This window comes from Streptomyces roseochromogenus subsp. oscitans DS 12.976, from assembly GCF_000497445.1.
GTDB classification, from domain to species: domain Bacteria; phylum Actinomycetota; class Actinomycetes; order Streptomycetales; family Streptomycetaceae; genus Streptomyces; species Streptomyces oscitans.
Genome location: NZ_CM002285.1, coordinates 7,400,740 through 7,421,761, shown reverse-complemented (window position 1 = coordinate 7,421,761; position 21,022 = coordinate 7,400,740). Strand labels below are relative to the sequence as shown.

At 70.4% G+C, this 21,022-nt stretch carries 16 protein-coding genes; 3 read left to right on the top strand and 13 right to left on the bottom strand.

Features of this window, described 5'->3' with window-relative positions:
• Positions 1-20: 20 nt before the first annotated feature.
• The 3 genes from M878_RS81675 to M878_RS81665 form a co-directional block, all read right to left on the bottom strand.
• Positions 21-1,346 (bottom strand): ABC transporter substrate-binding protein, encoded by a 1,326-nt coding sequence (locus tag M878_RS81675; protein ID WP_031226473.1) that lies wholly within the window; start codon positions 1,344-1,346, stop codon positions 21-23.
• A 28-nt stretch (positions 1,347-1,374) separates the two neighbouring features.
• Complete coding sequence (locus M878_RS81670; RefSeq protein ID WP_031226471.1) at positions 1,375-2,985, bottom strand: glycoside hydrolase family 13 protein; 1,611 nt, start codon at positions 2,983-2,985, stop codon at positions 1,375-1,377.
• A gap of 135 nt (positions 2,986-3,120) precedes the next feature.
• A complete protein-coding gene (locus M878_RS81665; RefSeq protein ID WP_023551604.1) occupies positions 3,121-4,419 on the bottom strand; it encodes an ABC transporter substrate-binding protein in 1,299 nt (432 codons plus the stop codon).
• Positions 4,420-4,548: 129 nt separating this feature from the next.
• On the opposite strand from M878_RS81665, the gene M878_RS81660 reads away from it, so the two are divergent.
• The 3 genes from M878_RS81660 to M878_RS81650 are packed head-to-tail and all read left to right on the top strand — an operon-like array spanning position 4,549 to position 8,185.
• Complete coding sequence (locus M878_RS81660) at positions 4,549-5,055, top strand: PadR family transcriptional regulator (RefSeq protein ID WP_023551603.1); 507 nt, start codon at positions 4,549-4,551, stop codon at positions 5,053-5,055.
• Positions 5,052-5,870 carry an ABC transporter ATP-binding protein gene (locus M878_RS81655; RefSeq protein WP_023551602.1) on the top strand — a complete coding sequence of 273 codons (819 nt, stop codon included), beginning with the start codon at positions 5,052-5,054 and terminating at the stop codon, positions 5,868-5,870. Before M878_RS81660 ends, M878_RS81655 begins: the two co-directional genes overlap by 4 nt.
• Positions 5,871-5,890: 20 nt before the next feature.
• Positions 5,891-8,185 (top strand): ABC transporter permease, encoded by a 2,295-nt coding sequence (locus tag M878_RS81650; protein ID WP_023551601.1) that lies wholly within the window; start codon positions 5,891-5,893, stop codon positions 8,183-8,185.
• Between the two features lie 256 nt (positions 8,186-8,441).
• Here the strand turns inward: M878_RS81650 and pgi are convergent, their stop codons facing one another.
• The 10 genes from pgi to M878_RS81600 form a co-directional block, all read right to left on the bottom strand.
• Complete coding sequence (pgi, locus tag M878_RS81645; protein WP_023551600.1) at positions 8,442-10,094, bottom strand: glucose-6-phosphate isomerase; 1,653 nt, start codon at positions 10,092-10,094, stop codon at positions 8,442-8,444.
• A 52-nt stretch (positions 10,095-10,146) separates the two neighbouring features.
• Positions 10,147-11,430 carry an MFS transporter gene (locus M878_RS81640; protein ID WP_023551599.1) on the bottom strand — a complete coding sequence of 428 codons (1,284 nt, stop codon included), beginning with the start codon at positions 11,428-11,430 and terminating at the stop codon, positions 10,147-10,149.
• A gap of 123 nt (positions 11,431-11,553) precedes the next feature.
• On the bottom strand, positions 11,554-11,889 hold the full coding sequence (locus tag M878_RS81635; protein ID WP_003976875.1) for an RNA polymerase-binding protein RbpA: 336 nt from the start codon (positions 11,887-11,889) through the stop codon (positions 11,554-11,556).
• Positions 11,890-12,125: 236 nt separating this feature from the next.
• Positions 12,126-12,356 carry a preprotein translocase subunit SecG gene (gene secG, locus M878_RS81630; RefSeq protein ID WP_023551598.1) on the bottom strand — a complete coding sequence of 77 codons (231 nt, stop codon included), beginning with the start codon at positions 12,354-12,356 and terminating at the stop codon, positions 12,126-12,128.
• A gap of 114 nt (positions 12,357-12,470) precedes the next feature.
• Entirely contained in the window at positions 12,471-13,247 is a 777-nt protein-coding gene (tpiA, locus tag M878_RS81625; protein ID WP_031226466.1) for a triose-phosphate isomerase, read from the bottom strand.
• Between the two features lie 6 nt (positions 13,248-13,253).
• Positions 13,254-14,465, bottom strand: coding sequence for a phosphoglycerate kinase (locus M878_RS81620; RefSeq protein ID WP_023551596.1), 1,212 nt, complete (start codon positions 14,463-14,465; stop codon positions 13,254-13,256).
• Positions 14,466-14,610: 145 nt separating this feature from the next.
• A complete protein-coding gene (gap, locus tag M878_RS81615; protein WP_023551595.1) occupies positions 14,611-15,618 on the bottom strand; it encodes a type I glyceraldehyde-3-phosphate dehydrogenase in 1,008 nt (335 codons plus the stop codon).
• Between the two features lie 354 nt (positions 15,619-15,972).
• Positions 15,973-18,927 carry a M14 family metallopeptidase gene (locus M878_RS81610; RefSeq protein WP_023551594.1) on the bottom strand — a complete coding sequence of 985 codons (2,955 nt, stop codon included), beginning with the start codon at positions 18,925-18,927 and terminating at the stop codon, positions 15,973-15,975.
• 173 nt (positions 18,928-19,100) lie between these two features.
• Entirely contained in the window at positions 19,101-20,090 is a 990-nt protein-coding gene (gene whiA, locus M878_RS81605) for a DNA-binding protein WhiA (protein ID WP_023551593.1), read from the bottom strand.
• Positions 20,081-21,022 (bottom strand): gluconeogenesis factor YvcK family protein (locus tag M878_RS81600; RefSeq protein ID WP_023551592.1); only part of this gene is annotated, 942 nt, incomplete at its 5' end. The genes M878_RS81600 and whiA, both read right to left, overlap by 10 nt.

Genomic DNA, 21,022 nt, shown 5'->3' with positions numbered 1-21,022 from the left:
GCGGTGGCGGTCATGGTCGCTCAGCCCTGGTAGGCCTTGGCCGCGGCGGACTCCAGCTGTGCCGCGGTGCCCTTCGGGTCCGACGGGTCGCGCAGGAAGTCCTGGAGGAGCTTCCACTCCCCCGCCCCCTTGGTGCCGCCGAAGGCCGCCGGGGCCTGGTCGGACATGTCGAAGCGGACCGAATCCCCGGCGCCGACCAGGGACTTGGCGGTGGCGCGGGTGACGTCGTCGGCGTAGGAGGCGAGGTCGAGCTTCTTGTTCGGGGACAGGAAGCCGCCCGCCTTGGCCCAGACGGCCGCGGCCTCGGGGGTGGCCAGGTACTCCAGGAGCTTCATGCCGGCCCCGGCGTTCTTGCCGTCCTTGAGGACGACCGCCGCGTCACCGCCGCTGACCACGGGTGCCGTGCCGCCGTCGACCGCCGGGAACGGGAAGAAGTTCGCGTCCTTGCCGATGGTCTTCCCGAACTGGTCGTGCGCGACCCCGGCCACGAAGTCGCCCTCGTAGACCATGCCGGCCTCGGGCTTGGGCCCGAACACCTTCTCCACCGAGCCCGGGAAGTCGGTGTTCAGGGCCTCCTTCTGGCCGCCCGCGATGAGCTGCTTGTCCTTGAACAGCTTGCCGAGGGTGGTGAGCGCCGTGACCACGCTCGGGTCGGTCCACTTCAGCTTGTGGGTGGCGAGGGCGTCGTACTTCTCGGGTCCGGCCTGGGAGAGGTAGATGTTCTCGAACCAGTCGGTCAGGGTCCAGCCGTCCTCACCGGCGACGGCGAAGGCGGCGAGCCCGGAGTCGGAGACGGTGTGCCCGGCCTTCAGCATCTCGTCGTACGTCTTCGGGGGCTTGACCCCGGCCTGGGTGAGGGCGTTGGGGCTGTACCAGACGGTCGACTTGTGGGCGGCCTTGAAGTACAGGCCGTACAGGGTGCCGTCGACGCTGCCGTACTTCTTCCACACGGGCGCGTAGTCGGCGGTGATCGTCTGCTGGGCGGTCGGCGAGAGCGGCTTGAGCCAGCCCTTCTTCGCGAACTGGTCGAGGACGCCGACCTGCGGGACCATCACGACGTCGGGTGCGTTGCCGCCCTCGATCTTGCTGCCGACGACGGTGGAGACGTTGTCGCCGGTGGAGACGAACTGGGTCTTGGCGCCGGTCTTCGCGGTGAAGGCGTCCAGCACCTTCTGGAAGTTCTTCTGCTCGCTGCCGGACCAGACGCCGGCCACGGTGACGGTCTGGCCGCTGAGCGACTTGTCACCGCCGCCGGCCGAGACGGGTCCGCCGCCGCAGGCGGTGGCGGCGAGGGCGAGGGTCAGGGCGGTACAGCCGGTGAGCAGGGTGGTACGGCGTCGCATCATCATCGATGTCCCTTCAGGAGGTGGTTGATCACAGGTCGTTGAGCCACCAGGCCGCCGTGGCGCCGGGCAGGACTCCGGCCGGGCAGGGGCCGCTGGAGAGCAGCGGGGTGCCGGAGACCGGTGCGGGTGTGGGGGCCGTACCGAAGTTGACGGCGCAGACCAGGCCGTCGCCGCGGGTGAAGGCGAGGACACCGGGCGGGGTGTCCAGCCAGTGGAGCGTGCCCTCGCCCAACTGGGGCAGCGAGGCGCGCAGTTGGAGGCCGTCGCGGTACAGGTGCCAGAAGGAGCGGGTGTCGGTGACGGCGCGGTCGGTGGCGTACTCGGCGAAGTACTCGGGCTGTGGCAGCCACGGTTTGGCGGACTCCGCGCCGGAGGTGAAGCCGAACGGGGAGGCCTGCCCGGACCAGGGCAGCGGCACCCGGCAGCCGTCGCGGATGCGGGCGCGGCTGCCGGTGCGGCGGAATATCGGGTCGGTGAGCACGTCGTCGGGCAGGTCGACGACCTCGGGCAGGCCCAGCTCCTCGCCCTGGTAGATGTACGCGGCACCGGGCAGCGCCAGCATCAGCAGCGCGGCGGCCCGGGCACGGGCGGCGCCGAGGCCGCTGCCTTCGGTGGCGGGTTCGCCGTAGCGGGTGACGGTGCGGACCTGGTCGTGGTTGTTGAGGACCCAGGTGACGGTCGAGCCCGTGCCGGCGATGTCCTGCATGGCCTCGGAGATGACCTTGCGGAAGGCGTCGGCGTCCCAGGGGGCGCCGAGCAGGTCGAAGAAGAAGGCCTGGTGGAGTTCGTCAGGGCGGACGTACAGGGCGTGTTCGCGGGCGGTGGGGACGGATACCTCGCCGACGAGGAGCCGTTCGCGGCCGTCGCGGGCGGTGTACTCCTCGCACACGGCGCGCCACCAGCGCCACACCTCGTGCACCTCGGGCTGGTTCCAGGCGAGCGGGTTGACCGAGTCGCGGGTGCGGGCGTCGGCCTCCGGGTCGTCGGAGTCGGGCAGTTCGGGGTGCTTGTAGAGGCCTGCGGCGACGTCGATGCGGAAGCCGTCGACGCCCCGGTCGAGCCAGAAGCGCAGCACGCGGTCGAACTCGGCGGCGACCTCGGGGTCGCGCCAGTTCCAGTCGGGCTGCTCGGGCGTGAACATGTGCAGGTACCACTGGCCGTCGCTGACTCTGGTCCAGGCCGGACCGCCGAACATGGCGTGCCAGTTGTTGGGCGGCTCGGCGCCGTCGGGGCCGCAGCCGTCGGCGAAGTGGAAGCGGGCGCGGGCCGGGCTGCCGGGCGCGCTGTCCAGGGCCTCGCGGAACCACGGGTGCGCGCTGGAGCAGTGGTTGGGGACGATGTCGAGCAGCACCTTGATGCCGAGCCGCCGGGCGGCCGCCATCAGCAGGTCGAACTCGGCGAGGTCGCCGAAGAGCGGGTCGACTCCGCAGTAGTCGGCGACGTCGTAGCCGTGGTCGTGCTGCGGCGAGGGGTAGAACGGGCTCAGCCAGATGCCGTCGACACCGAGCTTCTTCAGGTACGGCAGCCCGGCCCGGACGCCGGCCAGATCGCCGACGCCGTCGCCGGTGCTGTCCAGGAAGCTGCGGACGTACACCTGGTAGATCACCGCGTCGCGCCACCAGTGGTGCTTACTCAACATGCATGCATGTTAGGTAGGCGTATCGCGAGGGTGTCAATGAAAAGAACAGTAGCTACTGGTGAGTTGGGGTGCCAAATACGGACTTACCGGGGCATTTTCACAACAGATGAGACGTACGCGTTACCTAACAAGTAACTAGCGGCGGGAGACAGCCGCCAGCTCCCGGGCCAGTCGGCGCACCGCCGCCGCGGGTGTCTCGTGCCCGGTCAGCGCATCGTGCACGATCGCCTGCACCACCAGGCTGACCTGGTCGTAGTGCGCACTCTTGGGGCGCGGGGCAGCGGTGAGCACGGCGGTGCGCAGGGTGGGAAGGTAGGGGAAGCGGCGTACCAGCGCGGGGTCTTCGTAGAGCGCGGCGCGTACCGGTGGCAGCGCGCCCCGGGTGAGCACCTGGCGCTGAACGGGCGCGCTGGTGAGGTAGGCGATCAGGCGCGCGGCCGAATCGGGGTGCCGGGCATGGGAGTTGACGGCGAGGTTGGAGCCGCCGAGCACACTGGTGCCCGGCCCGTCGGGTCCGGGCAGCGGTACGGCGCCGATCTTCCCGGCGACCTTGGAGCCCTTGGCGGAGGCGACGGCATAGGCGTAGGGCCAGTTGCGCAGGAAGAGCAGCCTGCCGTCCTGGAAGGCCCGCTTGGACTCCTCTTCCTTGTACGTCAGCGCCGCCTTCGGGATCCAGCCCTCGCGGATGCCGCGGGCGAGGAAGCCGATGCCCTCGCGGGCGGCCGCCGAGTCGACGGTGACCCGGGTGCCCTCGTCGCCGAGGATCGAGCCGCCCGCCGAGTAGACGGCCTCGGCGGCGTTCACGGTGAGCCCCTCGTAGGGCAGGAACTGGCCCGCGTAGCCGCCGAGTCCGTACTTCGGCGCGATGGTCTTCGCGTCGTGCTCCAGCTCGGCCCAGGTGCGCGGCGGGGGTACGCCCTCCTTGGCGAGGATGTCCCTGCGATACAGGAGAAGTCCGGCATTCGTGACGTACGGGACCGCGTACAGCCGTCCCTCATAGGTGGCCGTGTTCACGACCGGCGGCAGGAAGGTGCCGAGCGGGAATCGCTCGCTCGGGAGCGGCCGTATCCAGCCGGCCGCCGCGAACTCCGAGGTCCAGTTGACGTCGATGTTGAGGACGTCGAACCGGCCGCGGTCGCCGCCGCGCAGATCGGTGGTCATCTGCGCATGGGTCTCGTCGGCGGAGTCCGGCAGCTCGACCAGGGTGACCTTCTCGCCGGGGTGGGTGCGGTTCCAGCCCTGGAGCAGCGGGCCGAGATAGCCGGTGAGATCGCCGGCGGTGGCCAGGGTGAGCGGGCCACGGCCGGAGCCGTCGCTTTCTCCCGCCCGCGCACCGGAGGCGACGTACCCGGTCATGAGCACGGCGAGGACGAGAAGGGCCCGGCCGGCGGCGCGTATCCGGGGCCCCCTACCAGCGGCGCGTATCCACCGCATAGGTTCCTCCCTGAACACGTACACACGACTGCGGCATCCTCGCCGGGAGTCAGAGGCCATGTATACCCGTTAGGTATGGGCGATACTAGGGCCTGGAGCACATTGTGAGCAGACAGGAGGACAGCACGAGTGCGCCTTGCCCTCCTGGCACTCCTCGCCCGCGGCCCGGCCCACGGCTATGAGCTGAAGCAGGACCTTGAGCAACTGCTGGGCTCCGCGTACCCTCAGCCGAACGTCGGCCAGATCTACGTCACCCTCGGCCGCCTCGAGAAGTCGGGACTGATCGAGGGCGAGGACGTCGAGCAGTCCAGCCGACCCAACAAGAAGGTCTACCACCTCACCGACGCCGGGCGGGAGGCGCTGCACGCCTGGTTCGAGGAGACCGAGGACGAGCCGCGGGTGCGGGACGAGTTCTTCATGAAGCTCGCCCTGGCCCCGCAGACCGGTCTCGCCGACCAGATCGCCCTCATCAACAAGCAGCGGCGCCAGTACCTCACCACCATGCGCAATCTGTCGAAGCTGGCCGCGGCCGAGAACCGGGACAACCGCATCGCCCATCTGCTCATCGAGGGCGCGATGCTGCATCTGCAGGCCGACCTCGACTGGCTGGAACGGTGCCAGGAGGAACTGGAATGAGCGAGGACGGTACTCCGGTTCCGCGGGCCGAGGGCGCTGAGGTGCCGGCCGAGGGCACTCCGGTGCGGGCCGAGGGCACTCCCGTGCTGCGCGCCGAGGGACTGGTGAAGACCCACCACGGCGAGGGCGCGCCCGCGCGTGCCGTGCGCGGAGTCGATCTCTCCGTGGCGCGCGGCGAGTTCGTGGCGATCACCGGCCCGTCGGGCGCCGGCAAGTCCACGCTGCTGCATCTCCTCGGCGGGCTGCAGCGCCCGGACGAGGGCAGCATCTGGCTCGACGGGCGGTGCACGGACTCCTTCAGCGAGGCACGCTGGGCGGTGGAGCGCCGCAGGGCCATCGGGATCGTGTTCCAGTTCTTCAACCTGGTGTCGAACCTGTCCGTCGCCGACAACGTCGAGCTGCCCGCCCTGCTCGCCGGTGTCCCGCCGAAGCAGGCCCGTGCCGAGCGCGAGGAACTGCTGGCCGAGCTGGGGCTCACGGGCAAGGAGCGCAGCATGCCGGGCGAGCTGTCCGGCGGCGAGCAGCAGCGGGTCGCGCTCGCCCGGGCGCTGGTCAACCATCCCCCGCTGCTGCTGGCCGACGAGCCCGCCGGGAGCCTGGACAGCAAGGGCACACGCGAGGTGACGCGGCTGCTGTCCCGCTTCCACGGACGCGGCCAGACGATCGTGCTGGTCACGCATGACGCCCGGCTGGCGAGCGCCGCCGACCGCGTGATCAGCTTCTTCGACGGCCGTATAGCCGACGACGCGCCGCTGGACGGCGCGCCCGCGTCCCGGAAGGCGGGGATCTCGGGCGTGCTGGAGCTGAGGGACTGATGGCAAGGGGTCCGCTGGGCATGGGATCCGGCGTACGGGGCAGCCTGCGGTGGGCGCACTCCGATCTGCGGACGCATCGTGGTGAGGCGCTGTTCCTCGTGCTGGCCACCGCCGGGATCGTCGCCTCGCTGCTGCTGGCCACCGCCCTGTTCGGGTACGCCACCAACCCCTGGCAGCGGATCTTCACCCAGGCCCGCGGCGCGCATGTGTGGATCCACACCGTGCCGTCCGCCGACCCGCGCGGGCTGGCCGAGCTGGACGGCGTCGCCTCGGTGGCCGGCCCCTACCGCACCGAGTCCGCCACCGTCGCCGTACGCGGCACCCGCGCCTCCGTCGAGCTGCGCGGCACCCCTCGCCTGCCCCCCGTGGGCCGGCCGCTGCTCACCGCCGGGCACTGGCTGGACACGGCCGAACCGGACGGCGTGGTGCTGGAGAGCAGCCTGGCCCGGGCCCTGCTGGCCGAGCCCGGGGACACCCTCACGCTGCCCGGTACCGCCCGCACCCTGACCGTCGAGGGCATCGCGGACAGTGCCGAGCCCCACTACAGCCCGGGCGAGCAGCCGGGGCTGGTATGGGCCCTGCCGTCCGCCGTACGCGCTCCCGGCGGCCAAGTCATCGGGCTGCGGCTGGACGACCCGGCCGACACGGACTACACCGTGCAGCGTGCCGTCACGGTGCTGGGCTCCGGCGCGGTCGGCGAGGTCTCCACCTGGCAGCAGGCGCGCTCCGCGGCGCAGGGCGACAACCGGCTGCTGGGCCAGGTGCTCGGCCTGTTCGGCCTCGGCGCGCTGATCGCGGCGGGGTTCGCCGTGCACGGGGCGATCGCCACCCGTATCCGGGGGCATCTGCGGGATCTCTCGGTGCTGAAGGCGATCGGTTTCACACCGGGCCAGGTCGTCCGGATCTTTCTGCTCCAGCATCTGGCGTACGCGCTGCTCGGCTCGGTGGCCGCCGCGGCGCTCACCGAGGCCCTGGGCAGCCGGATCCCCGGCCGGCTCGGCGACGCCGTGGGCGTGTGGCAGGGGCTGCCCGGGCACACCGTGGCGCTGTTGGCGGTGCCCTTGGGCACGGTGCTGTTCATCGGCTTGACCACGGGGCTCGCGGCCTGGCGGGCCGGGCGGGTGCCGCCGGTTCCGGTGCCGCGTCCGGCCGCACCAGCCGGCGGCCGGCTGACCGGGCCGGCCCGGCGGGCGCTCGGACTGCGGCTGCCGGCCCCGCTGGTCCTCGGTGTCCACAAGGCGTGCGCGGGGCGCGGCCGATCGCTGGCCACCGTGGCCCGGCTGACGCTGCCGTTGCTGCTGATCGTGGTGGCGCTCAGCGCCTGGACCACGATCGACCGCTTTCACAGCGACCCGGAACGCATGGGCCTGCCCACGGCCCTCACGGTCCGCTCCGACGGCGCCCTGGACGCGTCCGGCGTACGGGCCCTGCTGACCGGTGAGCACCGGGTCGCCGCCGCCTATCCCGGGGTCGAGGTCGCCGCGCTGGTCCCCGGCCAGACCGGCACCATCGCCCTGCGAGGCGTCGGCACCCGCGCCGAGTCCTACCCCTATGCCCTCGCCGAGGGCCGCGCCGCACGCGGACCGGACGAGGCGGTGGCCGGCCAGGGCCTGCTGGACCTGCTGCACGCCCGGGTCGGCGACTGGGTGCGCATGACGGTGGGCGACCGGCCGCAGATCCTGCACATCGTGGGCCGCAGCATCGAACCGCAGAACGCCGGCCGGGTCGCGACCACCTCCCTGGACACCCTCCGCGCGAACGACCCCCAGCTGACCACCGCCTTCTACGAACTGCGTCTGCGCCCCGGCGCCGACCCGCGGCAGGTGGCCGGGGCACTGAGCCGAGCCGGCCGCGGCCACCTCGACGTGCACGCGGTGACGAACCCGGCCGACGGCCTGTCCCCGCTGCGCGCTGTCGTCGCCGGGCTGATCGCCGTACTGGCCCTGATCGGGCTGGTCGAGCTGCTCACCGCCATCGGCGGCAGTGTCCGCGAGGGCGAACGGGACGTGCTGGCACTGAAGGCGATCGGCATGTCCCCGCGGCAGATCACCGCGATCACCGTCACGGCGACGAGCTGTACGGCCCTCGCCGCGGCCCTCGCCGCTACGGCCCTGGGTCTGCCGCTGGCCCGCCGGCTGATCGACGCCCAGGGCGGCTCCAGCGGCATCGGCGCCGGCATCGCCCAGTCGCCGTCGCCGATGCTGCTCCTGTCGGTCGGGCTGACCGCGGTCCTCGGTGCCGCGCTGCTGTCCGCCCTGCCCGCGGGCCGAGCCGCCCGCAAACGACTCGCGGACACACTCAGCGCGGTGGCCTGACCGACACCGAACACACCCCCGCCTGGCTCAACGCCCGTATGGAGAGCGGAGGTTGGTCATGGTCACCCTCTGCGCGGGGTGCAGCCCCGGGTGGTCGGGCAGCCATATCCCGTATCCCCGCTTGAGCCGGGCGCCCCATCGAGGTGATCAGCAGGGAGCCGCCCCGGGACACCGGGCGGTCTGCCTCGCCCGATGCCCCGCGTCCCCGACCGGGGCGGCGCCCGACTCCTGGCTACCGGCTACCGGTTCGCGGTGGTCAGTTCCGGCCGCGCATCCGGCGGTACTTGGCGACCAGCACCTTGCTCGACGCGTCCAGTCCGGGCACCTCCGCGCCCTCGGTCAGGGCGGGCTCCACGCGCTTGGCGAGGACCTTGCCGAGTTCGACGCCCCACTGATCGAAGGAGTCGATGTTCCACACCGCGCCCTGCACGAACACCTTGTGTTCGTAGAGGGCGATCAGCTGGCCGAGGACCGACGGGGTGAGTTCCTTCGCGAGGACGGTCGTCGTCGGCCGGTTGCCCTGGAAGGTCTTGTGCGTGACCAGCTCCTCCGGCACCCCCTCCGCGCGGACCTCCTCGGCGGACTTGCCGAAGGCCAGCGCCTGGGTCTGGGCGAAGAAGTTGGCCATCAACAGGTCGTGCTGTGCCTTCAGTTCACCGCTCAGCTCGGCCACCGGCTCGGCGAAGCCGATGAAGTCCGCCGGGATCAGCTTGGTGCCCTGGTGGATCAACTGGTAGTAGGCGTGCTGCCCGTTGGTGCCCGGCGTGCCCCAGACGACCGGCCCGGTCTGCCAGTCCACCTGCCTGCCGTCCCGCGCCACGTACTTGCCGTTGGACTCCATGTCCAGCTGCTGGAGGTAGGCGGTGAACCTCGACAGATAGTGGCTGTACGGCAGGACGGCGTGCGACTGGGCGTCGTGGAAGTTGCCGTACCAGATGCCCAGCAGGCCCAGGAGCAAAGGCGCGTTGGCCTCGGCGGGCGCGGTGCGGAAGTGGTCGTCGACCAGCCGGAAGCCGTCGAGCATCTCGCGGAAACGGCCGGGTCCGATCGCGATCATCAGGGACAGCCCGATCGCGGAGTCGTACGAGTACCGGCCGCCGACCCAGTCCCAGAACTCGAACATGTTGTCCGGGTCGATGCCGAACTCGGCGACCTTCTCGGCGTTGGTCGACAGGGCGACGAAGTGCTTGGCCACCGCGGCCTCGTCACCGAGCGCGTCCAGCAGCCAGGTGCGGGCGGAGGTGGCGTTGGTGATCGTCTCGATCGTGGTGAAGGTCTTGGAGGCGATGATGAACAGCGTCTCGGCCGGGTCCAGGTCGCGGGTGGCCTCATGCAGGTCGGCGCCGTCCACGTTGGACACGAAGCGGACCATGAGGGCGCGGTCGGTGAAGCTGCGCAGCACCTCGTAGGCCATCGCGGGGCCCAGGTCGGAGCCGCCGATGCCGACGTTGATCACGTTCTTGATGCGCTTGCCGGTGTGGCCGGTCCAGGCGCCGGAACGGACGCGGTCGGCGAAGCCGGCCATCTTGTCGAGCACGGCGTGCACCTTCGGGACGACGTTCTCGCCGTCGACCTCGATCACCGCCTCGCGCGGGGCGCGCAGCGCGGTGTGCAGCACCGCACGGTTCTCGGTGACGTTGATCTTCTCGCCGCGGAACATGGCGTCCCGGAGCCCGAACACGTCCGTGGCGGCGGCCAGCTCGCGCAGCAGCCGCAGCGTCTCGTCGGTGACCAGGTGCTTCGAGTAGTCGATGTACAGATCGCCGACCTGGAGCGCGTACCCCTCGGCGCGCCCGGGATCGGCGGCGAACAGTTCCCTCAGATGAGTGTCGGCCAGCTCCTCCCGATGCTTGGCGAGAGCGGTCCATTCGGGCGTCTGGTTGAGCCTGGTCCGGCCGTCTGCGTTCATTTCCGACTTCCGCCTTCTTTCGTGCCTGTCCCAGCTGTTCCAACCTAATTGATCACCGCGGGCCATGAGCCGTCGTGACGTCGTCCGCGCGGGCAACAACAGGTACGTCCGGCTTGCGGGCCGGTATCAGCGAGGTGACGGACAGGACGAAGAAGGCGGCCGTGAGCAGTGCCGGGGTGCCCGGGCCCCAGGCCGTGGCCACGGCTCCGCCGAGCAGGGCGCCCAGCGGGGCCCCGGCGACGGCGAGGGTGCGGAATGCGGAGCTGACCCGGCCGAGCATGTCGGCGGGGGCCCGCTGCTGCATCAGCGTCGTCGTGTTGACGTTCCACAGCATGCCCATGCAGCCGAAGACGGCGAGCGCAGCCACCGCGGCGGCCAGACTGCGCACGGTGCCCATGACCATCAGCGCGCCGGTCTGCACGGTGCCGGCGAGCAGGACGGTCCGCAGCGGGCCGAGAGCCGCCGCGACCCACCGGTTCAGCACTCCGCCGGTCAGCCCGCCGGCGGTGTAGGCGGTGGTCACCGCCGCATACCCGGCCGTGCCCGCGTCCAGCCAGCCGGTCACCAGGACCACCAGGGTGGCGATCAGCGCGCCCATGCCGACGTTGCACAGGGCCGTGGCGGCGCACAGCCCGCGCAGGGCCCGGTCGCGCCCCAGGATGCGCAGCCCGGCGGCGATCTCCCGGCGCAGGGTGCTGCCCGCCCGTCTCGCCGTACGTTCGGGTGCGCCGGTCCGCAGGGAGGCGACCAGCGCGGCGGCCACCAGGAAGGTGATGGCGTCGGCCGCGAAGGGGACGGCAGCCCCGACGGCGATCAGCACCGGCACGACGGGCGCCCCCATCAGGCCGCCGGCGATCTTCTGTCCGGTCATCAGCCGGGCGTTGGCACTGCCGAGCGCCGGTCGGTCCACCAGGGCGGGCAACAGTGCCGTGGAGGCGTTGTCGAACAGCGTCTGGAGCGTGGTCAGCGTGAAGGCCAGCGTGATGAGCAGGGCGATCGAGGCGTGGCCGAGGGCGACGGCCACCGCGAAGGCGGCGACGAGCATTCCTCGTACCGCGTCCACGGCCCCCATCGCGCGCCGCTGGTCCACCCGGTCCGCCACCGCTCCGCCGAGCAGCCCGAAGACGATCCAGGGCAGATAGCCACAGGCGGTCACGGAGGCGATGAGCAGGGGACGGTCGGTGAGCGAGGAGGCGAGCAGGGGCAGCGCGGCCCCACGCAGCGCGTCACCGAAGCTGGACAGCACGGCGGCGCTCCACAGCCGCCCGAATCCGCCGCGCCACGCGGGCGCACGCCTGCCCCCCGGCTCGGCCTCCCCCGTCTCGACCGCCGTCACAACTCCCCCTCACGGTTCTCGCCTTCACGAAAACCGTAGAGGTCGCCACTGACAATCGGCCGGGCTCGCGGCGCGGATACCGCTCCGGCCAGGCACCCGCAGGTACCCGGCCGGTGTCAAGTCCTAGATCTCGCCCCGCAGTTTGGCGAGCGCCTCGGCGAGGATCGCCTCACCGTCCGCGTCGCTGCGCCGCTCCCGCACATACGCGAGGTGCGTCTTGTACGGCTCGGTGCGCGGCGGGTCCGGCGGGTTGTCCCGGTCCTGGCCGGCCGGGAAGCCGCAGCGCGGGCAGTCCCAGGTCTCGGGCACCTGTGCGTCGCTGGCGAAGCTCGGCTGGGTCTCATGCCCGTTGGAGCACCAGAAGGAGATGCGCAGCCGCGGCGCGGACTCGCCGCGCTCGGCCTCGCCCATCGGCCCCGCTCCGACCCGGCTTCCCCGGATCGCGTTGCCACTTGCCACGGTCGTAACTCCCTGCGTGATGGTGCCGCGAAGCGAGTCGGCGTTTCGCTTCGCCGCGAGCGCCTCAGTCTACGTAAGGCCCAACGCGCGTCCAGTCATTGGAGTTACAACCCCCACACCCAGACGCAAGCCCCATGATAGGCCGCGCTCAGGAGCGCGTACCGAACATGGGGCCTTACGTACCGAATATGCGTGATATATACCGCTGCGCGGAATGTCCGCGATTCATCTGTATGTCAGCTGTTCGTCTTCATCAGGATGCCGAGGACGATGATGCACGCGAACCACAGCAGGCCGACCACGATGGTGATCCGGTCGAGGTTGCGCTCGGCGACCGAGGAGCCGCCGACGGAGGACTGCATGCCGCCACCGAACATGTCGGAGAGGCCGCCGCCCTTTCCCTTGTGCATCAGCACCAGCAGCATCAGCAGCAGGCTGAAGACGATCAGGGCGATCGAGAACCCCAAAACCACGGCTGGACCAACTTCCTCGGATTCGGATGGACGACGGGGGCACGGCACCTCGGCTGTGCCCCCGCAAGGGTACGACGTATCGCCGCTACCGCCTACTCACAGCCCGTGCTACTGATCGCGGAAACGCACGATCTTGACGAACTCGTCGGCGTCCAGCGAGGCACCGCCGACCAGGGCGCCGTCGATGTCGGCCTGGGCCATGATCTCGGCGACGTTGCCCGACTTCACGGAGCCGCCGTACTGGATGCGGACCTTGTCGGCCACGTCCTGCGAGTACAGCTCGGCGAGCTTGGCACGGATGGCGGCGCAGACCTCCTGGGCGTCCTCGGAGCCGCAGACCTTGCCGGTGCCGATCGCCCATACGGGCTCGTAGGCGATCACGACGGTCTCGGCCTGCTCGGCCGGGAGGTCCTTCAGACCGCCCTCGAGCTGGGCGAGGGTATGCGTGACGTGGTTGCCCGCCTCGCGGACGTCCAGCTCCTCGCCGACGCACAGGATCGGGGTCAGACCGTGCTTGTAGGCGGCCTTGACCTTGGCGTTGATCAGCTCGTCGGTCTCCTCGTGGTACTGGCGGCGCTCGGAGTGGCCGATGACCACGTAGGTGCACTTGAGCTTGGCCAGCATCGGACCGGAGATCTCACCGGTGTAGGCGCCGGAGTCGTGCGCCGAGAGGTCCTGGGCGCCGTACTTGATCTTGAGCTTGTCGCCGTCGACCAGGGTCTGCACGGAGCGCAGGTCGGTGAAGGGCGGCAGGACGGCGACCTCGACGGCCTCGTAGTCCTTGTCGGCCAGGGCGAAGGCGAGCTTCTGGACGTGTGCGATGGCCTCTAGGTGGTTGAGGTTCATCTTCCAGTTGCCCGCCATCAGAGGCGTACGAGTGGTCATGCGGGGTCAGTCCTCCAGTGCGGCGAGGCCGGGGAGCGTCTTGCCCTCGAGGTGTTCGAGGGAGGCGCCGCCACCGGTCGAGATGTGGCCGAATGCATTCTCGTCGAAGCCGAGCGTACGCACGGCCGCGGCGGAGTCACCGCCGCCGACGACGGTGAAGCCGTCCGAGTCGAGGAGGGCCTGGGCTACCGCCTTGGTGCCCCCCGCGTAGTCGGGGTGCTCGAAGACGCCCATGGGACCGTTCCAGAAGACGGTCGCGGCGTCGGTGAGCTTCGAGGCGTACAGCTCCCGGGTCTTCGGGCCGATGTCCAGGCCCTCCTGGTCGGCGGGGATCTTGTCCGCGTCGACCACGGTGTAGTCGGCCGGCGCCTTGGTCTTCAGGTCCGGGAACTCCCGGGAGACCAGGACGTCGACGGGGAGCACCAGCTCGACGCCCTGCTTCTCGGCGCGCTGCATGTACTCCGTGACGGCCGGGATCTGGTCCTCCTGCAGGAGGGAGATGCCGACCTCGTAGCCCTTGGCCTTGAGGAAGGTGTAGGCCATGCCGCCGCCGATGAGCAGGCGGTCGGCCTTCCCCAGCAGCGCGTCGATGACGGCGAGCTTGTCGGAGACCTTGGCGCCGCCGAGCGCGACGACGTAGGGGCGCTTGACGTCCTCGGTGAGCTTCTTCAGCACGCCGACCTCGGTGGCGATGAGGTAGCCGGCGTAGTGCGGCAGCTTCTTCGGCAGGTCGTAGACGGAGGCGTGCTTGCGGTGCACGGCGCCGAAGCCGTCACCGACGTAGACGTCGGCGAGCGCGGCCAGCCGGTCGGCGAACTCGGCACGCTCGGTGTCGTCCTTCGAAGTCTCGCCGGCGTTGAAGCGCAGGTTCTCGATGACCGCGACCTGGCCGGGCTGGAGGCCGTCCACGGCGTCGTGGGCGGCCGGGCCGACGGTGTCCTGGGCGAAGGCGACCGGGGCGCCGAGGAGTTCACCGAGGCGCTCGGCGGCGGGCAGCAGCGAGAAGGCGGGGTCCGGGGCGCCCTTGGGGCGTCCCAGGTGCGAGGCGACGACCACCTTGGCGCCGGCCTCGGCGAGGGCCTTGACGGTGGGCAGGACGGCACGGATGCGGCCGTCGTCGGTGATCGTCCCGTCGGCCAGCGGCACGTTGAGGTCGGCGCGGACGAAGACCCGCTTGCCGCTCACGCCGTCGGCGAGAAGTTCGTCGATCGTCTTCATTGAGTGGACTCCAAAGGAGGGCTCGTGGTGCACCTGATCGTAAAAGGACGTGGTCCGTACGTGAGAGCAGGGCTCGGACAGCGCGACGCTGCGCTGCCCGAGCCCTGCTCTCACTTCAAGGTCTTGCTGCTGCGATCTTCGACGATCAGAGCTGGTTGCCGACGAAGACCGTGAGGTCCACGAGGCGGTTGGAGTAGCCCCACTCATTGTCGTACCAGCCGATGACCTTCACGTTCTTGCCCTCCTGGACCATGGTCAGGGAGGAGTCGAAGGTGCAGGACGCCGGGGCGTTGACGATGTCGGAGGAGACGATCGGGTCCTCGGTGTAGTCCAGGAGGCCCTTCAGCTCGCCCTCGGCGGCCTTCTGGAAGGCGGCGTTGACCTCTTCCTTGGTGACCTCGCGGCCGAGCTCGACGACCAGGTCGGTGACCGAGCCGGTCGGGACCGGGACGCGCATGGCGATGCCGTCCAGCTTGCCCTTGAGCTGCGGCAGGACCAGGGCGGTGGCCTTGGCGGCACCGGTGGTGGTCGGGATGATGTTCTCGGCGGCGGCACGGGCGCGGCGCAGGTCCTTGTGCGGGAAGTCCAGGATGCGCTGGTCGTTCGTGTACGCGTGCACCGTGGTCATCAGACCCTTGACGATGCCGAAGTTCTCGTCCAGGACCTTGGCCATCGGCGCCACACAGTTGGTGGTGCAGGAGGCGTTGGAGATGACGTGGTGGTTCGCCGCGTCGTACTTGTCCTGGTTGACGCCCATCACGATGGTGATGTCCTCGTCCTTGGCCGGAGCCGAGATGAGGACCTTCTTGGCGCCGCCGGCGAGGTGCTTGGCGGCGTCCTCGCGCTTGGTGAAGATGCCGGTCGACTCGATGACGATGTCGACGCCCAGCTCGCCCCAGGGGATGTCGGCCGGGTTGCGCTCGGAGAGCACCTTGATGGTGTGGCCGTCCACGGTGATGGTGTCGGCGGTGTGGGAGACCTCCTGCTTGAGGCGACCCAGGATCGTGTCGTACTTCAGCAGGTGGGCCGTGGTGGCGGTGTCACCCAGGTCGTTGACAGCCACAACCTCGATGTCCGCTCCCTGCTCCAGCAGCGCGCGGAAGTAGTTACGACCGATGCGGCCGAAGCCGTTGATGCCTACGCGGATCGTCACGAACCGATCTCCTCGTTGGTACGCCGGCCATGCGGTGCCGGCGAGCTCTGTTTGGGATGTCCCCGACCACCACCGACCCTACCTCTCTGCGGGCCCCGGGGTGACATCGAGATGGCCCATACACGGGCAGGCGGTCCGTACCCGCCAGTAGGGGTACGGACCATCCCGGATCGACAGTGGATTCACCCGTATTTGGTACGGAATGTCGGGCGGTTTTTGCGCCCCCTTCACTCGTTCGTGAGCGGGTCGGCTCACTTGATCAGGGGCCGATGAGGGGCGTGTTTGCGCACCGTTGAGAGGGCTCCCGCTCACCTGTTGGAACAAGGCGAGCGGGATCTGTCAATGTGGCGGCCCTCACCCGCCGAGCGTGGTGAACGCCTTCCTCAGCAGTGCTGCCCGATCGGCCGCCGACGACACCTGTTCCAGACCGAAACCGAGCAGCACGGTGTCGTCCGTGGTGACCGCTCCGTACGTCTGGAACAGCGTCCCGAAGCGCGACCAGTCCTTCAGGACTGCCGGACTGCCCGGGGGCGGTCCGGGCACGTGCCAGGCCCCGAGGGACGACTCGAAGCCCTCGGTCTCCTTGGCCGTGCCGCCGACGACGAGCGAGGCGTCGTCGGCGAGGACACCATGGCCGCCCGTGCCCGGGTCGGTGATGTAGCTGATCGACACCTCGACGGACTTGCCGGCGTAGGCGCTCAAGGCGAAGGCGACCTGCCGCCAGCCGCCGGAGCTGCCGGTGAGGCTGTTCCAGGAGCCGGTCGTGCCGCTCGCGGTGCAGGCGTTGCCGTCGAGCGTCAGATAGTGCTTCAGCCATGGATGTTCGCCGATCAGGAACCCCTGCCCGCAGTCCGCCGGTACGGCCGTCCTGGTGGCGCCCCCGGCCTCCGGCAGGGTCGTCCAGTCGTCAGCGCCCACAGTGTGCGCCTCGATCACCGCATGGTCGTAGCCCGGCTCGGTGTCCCACAGCAGCCGGGCGCTCAGGGTCGGCTTGTCGGTGGCGCTGACGCCGGTGAGGTCGATGGTGCGGGTGAGACGCTTGTAGGCGTCGTCGGTGTGCACGGCGGCGGCCATGTACGAGCCGGAATACGGCACGTAGGGATTGACGGTCCCGGCGAACCGGCCCGCGCCCGCGCTCTTGAACTGCGGGTACGTGGCGACCGGCAGCGCGTCTGAGGTGACGCCGTAGGTGCCGGCCTGGTCCAGCGGGCCACCGGACGCGTCACCGAGGGCGCCGGTGTAGCCGTCGAGGGCTCCGGAGCCGGTGAACCCGGTGGCTCCCTTGGTCGATGTACGGCTGTAGGCGCCCAGGTAGTACTGGCTGAAGTCGTCCGAGAGGGTGCCGCCGCCGAGGTCGACGCTGCCGCCGGCCAGTTCACCGGCCTCGACCAGCCTGCCGCCCTCGTTCAGATAGGCGCGCAGCTGCAGTTGGGTGGCGTTACCGGGGCCGTTCGCGCCGGAGTAGTGCACCACGGTCCGGAAGTGCTTCAACACGCCGAGCGCGTCCGGGGCGCCCTGTGTCGCGACGTCCCACACGATCGCCCGATGCCCGGCCGCCCGGACGGCGTCCACGTACGTCTGCGCCTGCGTGGCCGCGGTGCCCTCCTCGGCGACGACGAGCGTGTCGGCCCTGGGCCGCTCGGCGACCGTGTACGTGAAGTGCGAGCTGGAGACCTTCTTGCCGCTGTTCGTCTCGCCGGTGAACCACACCTCGACCTTGTCGCCCGGCTCGCCGTCACGCACCTTGGCCCGGTACTCGTCGAAGTACAGGTCGTCCTTGCCGCCGTAGGTCTTTCCGCCCTTCCAGGGCCTGAGCGTCTGGTCGAGGACGCGGCCGCCGTTGACGCGGTACTTCAGCTCCTTGTCGCGGATCGCCTTGCGGACGACGACGGAGACCTCCTGGTCCGCGCCATCGGAGTACGACGTGGAGAATGCGGCCGGCGTGAAGTCGGCGGCGCTCAGCCCGACGGAGGAGACCGGCCTGTCCGGGTGTACGGCGGTCTCGGCGACGGAGAGCGCGAACGGGATGTTCTTGGCGAACTCCTGCTGGATCAGCTTCTCGTCGTCGGGGAAGCTGAAGACCGACGGGCAGTCCTCGGGCTTCCACGCGTCGTTGGGATCGACGTTCGACGCGGTCTGGCAGGTCGACATCTCGGGGGTGAACATGGCGATGCCGTTGACGTTCGAGGCGTGCCCGTCCGCCTCGCCGTTGGTGGTGTACAGCTCCGAGGAGAGCTGCGAACGGTAGCCGGGGATGGCCGGATTGTCCGGGGTGCCGGCGAGCGCCTTGTAGAGGACGTCGTCCGGGGTGGGCGTGGCGACCTGCCAGCCGACGCCGTAGAGGAGGAGTTCGGCGGCGGAGTGATAGTTGACGGCGTACGTGAACCCGACGCGTTTCTCGAAGGCGTCCAGCGCCCTGGTCTCGGGCTCGGAGGCGGGGCTCGCGCCGCGGTAGGTCTCGCTGGTGGGGTTGGGGGACGAACCCTCGTCGTCGTAGCCCCACTTGTAGGGGAAGTTGCGGTTGAGGTCGACGCCGTCACCCGTGCCGATGACACCGTCGCCGTTGACGTCCCGCAGGTTCTTGCGCCACAGGCGGGTGCCGGAGTTCTTGAACGTGTAGTCGTAGCCGTCGGGGTTGGCCGAGATCACGAACCACAGTTCCGTCGAGTCGACAACCTTCCGGATGCGGCTGTCGTTGCGGTAGTGGTCCAGGTAGTAGTGCATCAGGCGCCGGGTCATCTCCGGCGTGATCCACTCGCGCGCGTGCTGGTTGGACAGGTACAGCACGGACGGCTTGGAGCCGTCGTCCGACTTCCGCGCGTTCTTGGTCAGTTTGAGCGCGAGGATGTCCTGACCGTTGATCGTCTTTCCGATCGATTCGACCTTGGTGAGACCGGGGTTGGCCTCAGCGGTGTCGAGAATCTCCTGTTTCAGCCCGCCGGTGCCGCTGTACGGGCGGAACACGCCTTGGGACGCTTTCGCGATGCGCGCCTGCGCCTTGGCCGAGACGGTGTGCTCGGTGAGGTCGACGCCCTGCTCGCGGAGCTTCGCGGCCTGCCGGTCGGTGAGGTAGACCTCGACCTCGGACTTTCCGCCTCGGGTGACCTGCTCGCCGAGCTCGTCACCGTCCTGGCCGGCCTTGAGAAGCAGCGGTATCTGCTCCTTGGTGACATCGGCACGGAAGACCTTGACCTGGTCAGGGTCGGACTTCGCCGGACTTCCGCTCTGTGCCTGGGCTACGGGTGCCAGGGTCGCTCCGCCGATCAGGAGCGCGCCGACAGCGAGGATCGATCTCGCTCTGTGTCTCATGAACCCCCCTAGCGGTGGTCCGCCACAGCGGCGAACAGATGCCAGGTTCATGTCAGTCCATGATCGAGTCAAGGGCGCCACATGGCCAGGCAAATGAGGGTTCGTCAGGTGCGCGAACGCCGGTGCCGAAGCCCCGACCGGGGCCCAGCACCGGCTTGTTGACCTACGTCCGGTCAGCCGGCCAGGTTGTCGGCCAGCTCCTCCGTGAGATTGGCCTCCGTGCCCGGGATGCCCAGGTCGGCGGCGCGCTTGTCGGCCATCGCGAGCAGCCGGCGGATACGGCCCGCGACCGCGTCCTTGGTCAGCGGCGGGTCGGCGAGCGCGCCCAGTTCCTCCAGGGAGGCCTGCTTGTGCTCCATGCGCAGCCGGCCCGCGGCGGCGAGGTGCTCGGGAACCTCCTCGCCCAGGATCTCCAGGGCTCGCTGCACGCGGGCACCCGCGGCCACGGCTGCGCGGGCCGAACGGCGCAGGTTGGCGTCGTCGAAGTTGGCGAGCCGGTTGGCCGTGGCCCGCACCTCACGGCGCATCCGGCGCTCCTCCCAGGCCAGCACGGACTCGTGCGCGCCGAGCCGGGTCAGCAGGGCGCCGATCGCGTCACCGTCCCGGACCACCACCCGGTCCACGCCCCGCACCTCACGGGCCTTCGCGGCGATCGACAGCCGGCGGGCGGCGCCGACCAGCGCGAGCGCGGCCTCGGGCCCCGGGCAGGTCACCTCCAGCGAGGAGGAACGGCCGGGCTCGGTCAGCGAACCGTGCGCCAGAAAGGCCCCGCGCCAAGCCGCCTCCGCGTCACAGGTGGCCCCGGAGACCACCTGCGGGGGCAGCCCCCGGATCGGGCGGCCCCTGCCGTCGACCAGACCCGTCTGGCGGGCCAGCTGGTCACCGCCGGCGACCACCCGGACGACGTACCGCGAGCCGCGGCGCAGTCCGCCGGGCGCCATCACGATCAGCTCGGAGCTGTGTCCGAAGATCTCCAGGATGTCCCGCTTGAGCCGGCGGGCCGCCATCGCGGTGTCCAGCTCCGCCTCGATCACGATGCGCCCGCTCACCAGATGAAGGCCGCCGGCGAACCGCAGAATGGCGGAGACCTCCGCCTTCCTGCAGCAGGTCCGGGTGACGGGGAGCCGGGAGATCTCGTCCTTCACCGCTGCCGTCATCGCCATGGGCCGATCCTTCCATGCATCCGAAAAATACGGTCGTACGCGGCGGCCAACAGCTCCGGGTCGTGCCGGGGACTGCCGTCGGTCCGGGCCACCGGGGCCAGCTCGACCGCGGCTCCCAGCCGTTTGGCGGCCTCGGTGAGCGAGTCGCGGTCGGGCACGGCGGCCTCGTCGGCCAGCACCACGTCCAGGGCGAGTTTAGGGGCGTGTCGCCCCAAAACCTCCAAATGACGCTGCGGGGAGAAGCCCTCGGTTTCTCCCGGCTGCGGGGCGAGATTCAGCGACAGCACCTTGCGCGCCTTGGTCTCGGTCAGGGCGTCCAGCAGCTCGGGGACGAGCAGGTGCGGGATCACCGAGGAGAACCAGGAGCCGGGGCCGAGCACCACCCAGTCCGCGTCCAGGACCGCCGCCACGGCCTCGGGCACGGCCGGCGGGTCGTTCGGCACGAGATGCACCGACTGCACCTCGCCGGGCGTGAGCGCGACCGTGGCCTGCCCGCGTACCGTGTCCACCTCCTCCGGGCGCTCCGGGTCGTGGCCCTTGACCAGGGCCTGCAGCTCCAGCGGTACGGCGGACATGGGCAGCACGCGCCCGTGCGCGCCGAGCAGCTTGCCGACCAGGTCCAGGGCCTGCACATGGTCGCCGAGCTGCTCCCACAGGGCGACGATCAGCAGATTGCCGACCGCGTGCTCATGCAGGTCGCCCTGGGACTGGAAGCGGTGCTGGATGACTCGGGCCCAGGTCTGGCCCCACTCGTCGTCGCCGCACAGCGCGGCCAGCGCCTTGCGCAGGTCGCCGGGCGGCAGCACGCCCAGCTCGTCCCGCAGCCGGCCGCTGGAACCGCCGTCGTCGGCCACGGTGACGACGGCGGTCAGGTCGCCGGTGATCCGGCGCAGCGCGGCGAGCGAGGCGGACAGGCCCATGCCGCCGCCGAG

Coding starts and splice junctions, on each gene's coding strand:
- M878_RS81665 (WP_023551604.1), bottom strand. CDS start 4,419: ATGCGGTGGATACGCGCCGCTGGTAGGGGGCCCCGGATACGCGCCGCC.
- M878_RS81650 (WP_023551601.1), top strand. CDS start 5,891: ATGGGATCCGGCGTACGGGGCAGCCTGCGGTGGGCGCACTCCGATCTG.
- M878_RS81675 (WP_031226473.1), bottom strand. CDS start 1,346: ATGATGCGACGCCGTACCACCCTGCTCACCGGCTGTACCGCCCTGACC.
- M878_RS81610 (WP_023551594.1), bottom strand. CDS start 18,927: ATGAGACACAGAGCGAGATCGATCCTCGCTGTCGGCGCGCTCCTGATC.
- M878_RS81620 (WP_023551596.1), bottom strand. CDS start 14,465: ATGAAGACGATCGACGAACTTCTCGCCGACGGCGTGAGCGGCAAGCGG.
- whiA (WP_023551593.1), bottom strand. CDS start 20,090: ATGGCGATGACGGCAGCGGTGAAGGACGAGATCTCCCGGCTCCCCGTC.
- pgi (WP_023551600.1), bottom strand. CDS start 10,094: ATGAACGCAGACGGCCGGACCAGGCTCAACCAGACGCCCGAATGGACC.
- tpiA (WP_031226466.1), bottom strand. CDS start 13,247: ATGACCACTCGTACGCCTCTGATGGCGGGCAACTGGAAGATGAACCTC.
- M878_RS81670 (WP_031226471.1), bottom strand. CDS start 2,985: ATGTTGAGTAAGCACCACTGGTGGCGCGACGCGGTGATCTACCAGGTG.
- M878_RS81655 (WP_023551602.1), top strand. CDS start 5,052: ATGAGCGAGGACGGTACTCCGGTTCCGCGGGCCGAGGGCGCTGAGGTG.